6 protein-coding genes are annotated in these 4,759 nt (G+C 45.2%); 4 read left to right on the top strand and 2 right to left on the bottom strand.

Annotated elements, in window-relative coordinates; genetic code table 11:
- Positions 1-100 precede the first annotated feature (100 nt).
- The 3 genes from E5S67_RS31015 (at position 101) to E5S67_RS31005 (ending at position 3,098) form a co-directional block, all read left to right on the top strand.
- Positions 101-1,000 (top strand): polysaccharide deacetylase family protein, encoded by a 900-nt coding sequence (locus tag E5S67_RS31015; RefSeq protein WP_172193171.1) that lies wholly within the window; start codon positions 101-103, stop codon positions 998-1,000.
- A 123-nt stretch (positions 1,001-1,123) separates the two neighbouring features.
- A complete protein-coding gene (locus tag E5S67_RS31010) occupies positions 1,124-1,747 on the top strand; it encodes a restriction endonuclease subunit R (RefSeq protein WP_172193169.1) in 624 nt (207 codons plus the stop codon).
- A 73-nt stretch (positions 1,748-1,820) separates the two neighbouring features.
- Positions 1,821-3,098 carry a bifunctional sterol desaturase/short chain dehydrogenase gene (locus E5S67_RS31005; RefSeq protein WP_172193167.1) on the top strand — a complete coding sequence of 426 codons (1,278 nt, stop codon included), beginning with the start codon at positions 1,821-1,823 and terminating at the stop codon, positions 3,096-3,098.
- A 147-nt stretch (positions 3,099-3,245) separates the two neighbouring features.
- Here the strand turns inward: E5S67_RS31005 and E5S67_RS31000 are convergent, their stop codons facing one another.
- Complete coding sequence (locus E5S67_RS31000; RefSeq protein ID WP_172193165.1) at positions 3,246-3,845, bottom strand: VOC family protein; 600 nt, start codon at positions 3,843-3,845, stop codon at positions 3,246-3,248.
- Between the two features lie 120 nt (positions 3,846-3,965).
- Between E5S67_RS31000 and E5S67_RS30995 the strand changes: the two genes are divergently transcribed.
- Positions 3,966-4,370, top strand: a complete 405-nt coding sequence (locus E5S67_RS30995) for a gamma-glutamylcyclotransferase family protein (protein WP_172193163.1) — start codon at positions 3,966-3,968, stop codon at positions 4,368-4,370.
- Between the two features lie 20 nt (positions 4,371-4,390).
- Here the strand turns inward: E5S67_RS30995 and E5S67_RS30990 are convergent, their stop codons facing one another.
- Complete coding sequence (locus E5S67_RS30990; RefSeq protein WP_172193161.1) at positions 4,391-4,684, bottom strand: winged helix-turn-helix domain-containing protein; 294 nt, start codon at positions 4,682-4,684, stop codon at positions 4,391-4,393.
- Between the last annotated feature and the right edge of the window lie 75 nt (positions 4,685-4,759).

Here is a 4,759-nt window from a genome sequence, read left to right as displayed (position 1 = left end):
TATAACTTTTTTGTTGAAAAACTGAATTAATACCAACTTAATCATGATTAGTGAAGCCCGATTAATTTGCAACTGATTTAGGATTGCTATAATACAGTGCATGAGTACCAAATTTTCTAAAAATTTCCTAATTCAAACCTTTATATTTGTCGGCTCGAGCGCCCTAATTTCCCTTATTTCTGAAACGCGACAAACTGCAAACTCAAATTCGATCGCCCAACAAATCGCACCCGTTGAAAATCCGTCGCCCAACCTCCTTAAACCCCCAAAACTCAAAACACCCCCTTCTCCCCCCGCAACTCCCTCTCCCAAACCTCCCGAACAACCTTTAGTCTTCGCACCGCCCGCGCAATTTCGCAGCCAAATTGTTTATAAAGCCAGTATTAACAACTCAAAAGTTATCGCCCTGACATTTGACGATGGCCCTCCGCCTGAAACTGTGAAAATATTAGAAGTTTTGCACAAACATCAAGTTGTGGGTACATTTTTCTGCTTGGGTGCAAATTTGCGGCAGTATCCAGAAATTGCGAAAAGAGTTGTGCAAGGGGGAAATGCGATCGGCAATCATACTTGGCATCACTATTCTCACAATGTTACCGAAAAAACAGCATCGGATGAAATAGATAATACTGGCGTTCATATTTATCGATCGACTGGGGCAAAAAGTTTCTTGTTTCGCCCTCCCGGCGGCCGCTTAAATAACGGTTTGGCAAATTACGCTAAAAAGAAAAATTATGTAGTGGTGATGTGGTCGATCGATCCTAAAGACTTTCTGCAACCTCCGGCCGCTGCGATCGCCCGTAGCGTGCTATCCCAAGCTTCAACGGGGGCGATCGTATTGTTGCACGACGGCGGCGGAAATCGCAAGCATTCAGTCGAGGCGCTATCTGCAATTATTCCCAAACTCAAACAGCAGGGATATCGTTTTGTCACCGTACCGCAATTGCTGCAAATGCAAGCTGCACAAAAACAGCCAATTGCCGATCACAAATCCCAATGAATACACATCTCAGCCAAATTAACTTACTCAGAATTTCATCTGCGTTCATTTGCATTCATCTGCAGTTAAAAATCCAAATTATGCTAAATTTATTAATAACAATAAAACCCTTTATTAATTATTATGCAAAAACTACAAGCAAGAGATATAAACCTCCGCTATCTAATCGATAACTTTGGTTTACAGCGAGTTCGCAACAGTGAATTTTTCCGAGAATGGCAAGAAAACTTACCGGAAGTAACAGACTCAGAAAAACAATTGCTCGATCGCGTCCAAGACATATACTTCAACTTGGTAGACACCCCGCCTGTATTGGAAAATGCAGTCAAGCTAACAATTATCAGCCCCATTTTGTTTATTGCAGGTCTGTATGAGTCTCCTTTTCAAGTCAAAGCCGAAAAGTCGATCGCCATTCAAGAGGAAGACGAAGGCAGAATCATCGAAGGCAGAATAGATATCCTAATTATGAAAGCAAACTTGTGGGTGACAGTAATAGAATCCAAACAACTTTCGTTTTCAACTGACGAAGCACTTGCCCAACTCCTTACATATATGCTGGCAGATCCCAATCCTGAAACTCCTACTTTTGGAATGATTTCTACAGGTGCTAACTTTAGTTTTGTCAAGTTAGTTAGAGGGGAAACTCCCCAGTATGCCCGATCGGCTGAATTTGTTATTTCCAATCCCGGCAATGAATTGTACCGGGTTTTGCAGATTTTAAAACGCCTGAGTCAACTTCCAGACTAGCAATAAAAGCCATTTTGAGTTATCTTTCAAAGCAGACAATATCTAATATCTCAAATTTCAAACTGGTGCGAGCATGGTAAATTACTGGATAGTCGGCGCTGTAGCAATAGCTTCTGTCTGCTGGGCAGAAATAATACGAGACTTTTATCACGTTGTGTCCCATTATTGGGCACCCCTGCAAAAGCTGCACACTTGGCATCACCGCGTTTTCCGCCCGAATTTGACAGCCGTCAGCGAGACAATTTACAAGCAAGCACACTGGCGTCACGACGTGCCCGAAGCTGCGGCGATGATGGTTTTGGGCTTGTTGCTGTGGGTTGTAGCTTATTTTGGGCTACCGGAATATCACTGGGGCGCAGCAGCCGGTTGTATTTATACTTTAGGCTTTTTGTTGAGCGCGATCGCCCGCGGGTGCGGCATCAAAGGCGCAGACGAATTAACCGACATCACCCACCAACCGGGAGACTTCCTTACTCCCCCTGGCAAGTGGTTAGTTAATAAACCTTATCACTGGCGGCACCACTTCGACAATCAAAATGCTTACTATTGCGGTACTTTCACCTTAATAGACAAACTTATGGGTACAGCACTTTCTCTCAAAGGCAAAACTGTAGCCGTCACCGGTGCATCGGGAACTTTAGGGCGTTTGCTTCTCAAACACCTGCACAAAGCTGGTGCAAAAGTGCTCGCCCTCTCCTCGGGAAATGAGGAAATTACTTTGAATATAGACGGCGAAAGTTTACCTGTAAAAACCGTAACTTGGCAAGCTGGCCAAGAGGCAGACTTAGCCCTATTGTTAGAAAAAATCGATATTCTCGTCATCAATCACGGGATTAACGTACAGCGAGAAAGAACAGGAGAGGCGATCGCCAACTCATACGAAATTAACACTTTTTCCGCGTGGCGGCTGATGGAACTCTTTTTCTTAACAGTCCGCACTAACGAAAACATCGCTTGCAAAGAAGTCTGGATCAACACTTCCGAAGCAGAAGTAATTCCCGCTGTCAGTCCCCTCTACGAACTCAGCAAACGCGCCCTAGGAGATTTAGTCACCCTGCGCCGGCTAGACGCGCCCTGCATCGTTCGCAAACTGATTTTAGGGCCGTTTAAAAGCAATTTAAACCCGATCGGCATCATGTCTCCCGACTGGGTAGCACAGCAAATTGTCAAACAAGCTAAAGCCGATGCGCGCAATATCATCGTCACAATTAATCCTTTGACTTTTATCGTTTTTCCAGTTAAAGAATTCTTTGTTTCTCTTTATTTCCAACTTTTCAGCCGGAAAGCGATTTCACAGATTAAAGCAGCGGCGGCTTCGGAAAAATCTAGCGTTGAATCTAAGATTAATTGACAAACAAGAAACCCGGTTTTTTAGATCAACCGGGTTTCTCACTTGGGATGTAATACCAAATTCGGCTTTAATACCCCTTTGATTCTTTTGTCCCTATCTGCGGAGACCAAAGTTTGTGTAGGATTAGTTTCAACCGCTGAGTCTTTTCTAATTACTAACCTCAGCCATTTCAATGACCCGGCCGTCGTAATCCTTCACCAAAAAATTCAGCGGCTTTTCCCGGCGAATTTTATAACTAATGCCGCGAGTTTGTACCCTCATCAATAGCTGATCCAAACAATCGCGATCGAAACAAACGTGACGCTGGCGATTTTTTTCCCCTACACCGGCCCCGCTAATGATGTGCAGTTGGGTATTTTTCATCAACTGATACCACAAACCATCCGGACTCCCCATCGTTTGAGAGCTCGTTGCCCTCCCGACATTAGGTGACAAATACAGCGGATCGATACCAGTTGTCCCCAAAGTTTGCTCGTAATTGTAGTAGTAGTGCAGCGGCACTTCTGCTACTGGCAGGTTTAGCATACCTTCATAGAACTCCCTCGCTTGCCCGAGATCCGATACCATCACCGTGTGTACCTTCGGAGCACTGGTGAGAAACATCCACATCGCCCCCGCATAGGCGGCCAGCAGCATCACCATAATTCCTTGAGTCGAAAACAAGCTGTCAAGGGGCAGGGACGGCAAAAAAGAGCTCAAGTACAAAGGCCGAAGTCCAAAAGCAATAAAACTAACTGCTAGAGTCATGAATTATAAGAAAGGGTAAACAACGAAATTTATCAAGATTGCAGTCGCGATCGCCCGCGAGACTTAAACTATTAGCTTAGCCATCTATGTTAGCAAAAACTAGCGGTTAGGCCCTACCCGATGAAAGTCTTTGTCTACGGCACTCTCAAACCGGGGGAGTGCAACTACCTCCGCTACTGCGAAGGAAAAGTTGTGGATGCTTGCCCCGCGATCGCCCGCGGTCAACTTTTTGCCCTGCCGATCGGCTATCCTGCGATGATGGCCGGAGATGGCACAGTCTGCGGTTTTCTCCTCTGTTTCGCAAACTCGGCTATTTTGGACGATTTAGACCGACTTGAAGATTATCATCCGCTGCGGGAACCGACACAAAACGAATATCAGCGGCAGGAAATCAAAATCTTCGATCGACACCTCAAACCTTTAGGCACGGCTTGGGCATACTTCATGTTACCCGATCGCGTTCGTTCCCTAGGAGGCCTCTGGCTGCCCCACGGCAGGTGGGAAAATCGGTTTTTCACCAAATAAGGTGGTTAATGCCGATGAGCTTAGTAAATTGCCATTGCCGTGCGCGAGGGCGGATCGAACCTGTAACCGTAACCCCGAATAGTTTTAATAAACTGCGATCCAGTAGCATCAACTTGAATCATTTTCTTGCGAATCTGACCAATATGTACGGTAACAAGTTGCTTTTCTCCTGTGTCGTCGCAGTTCCACCCCCAGATTTTTTCGATTAGCTGTTGGTGACTCCAAGATTGACCGGAATGACTTGCCAACAAATACAAAATATTAAATTCCAAGGCTGTTAACTTGATAATGCGATCGTTCTGGGGGGGTGACAAATATAGCTAGGAACCTTGCCGGAGCAAGGTTGCAGCTCTGAGACCACGTTGATAAAAGTGACGCTTATTACGAGT

The organism is Microcoleus asticus IPMA8, assembly GCF_013179805.1.
Lineage (GTDB): Bacteria > Cyanobacteriota > Cyanobacteriia > Cyanobacteriales > Microcoleaceae > Microcoleus > Microcoleus asticus.
Note: the sequence above shows the minus strand (reverse complement) of the source record. Positions and strands in the feature narration are given on the sequence as shown.

Bases quoted from the DNA above. Each gene is read 5' to 3' on its own strand.
- E5S67_RS31015 (WP_172193171.1), top strand. From the start codon at position 101: ATGAGTACCAAATTTTCTAAAAATTTCCTAATTCAAACCTTTATATTT.
- E5S67_RS31010 (WP_172193169.1), top strand. From the start codon at position 1,124: ATGCAAAAACTACAAGCAAGAGATATAAACCTCCGCTATCTAATCGAT.
- E5S67_RS31005 (WP_172193167.1), top strand. From the start codon at position 1,821: ATGGTAAATTACTGGATAGTCGGCGCTGTAGCAATAGCTTCTGTCTGC.
- E5S67_RS31000 (WP_172193165.1), bottom strand. From the start codon at position 3,845: ATGACTCTAGCAGTTAGTTTTATTGCTTTTGGACTTCGGCCTTTGTAC.
- E5S67_RS30995 (WP_172193163.1), top strand. From the start codon at position 3,966: ATGAAAGTCTTTGTCTACGGCACTCTCAAACCGGGGGAGTGCAACTAC.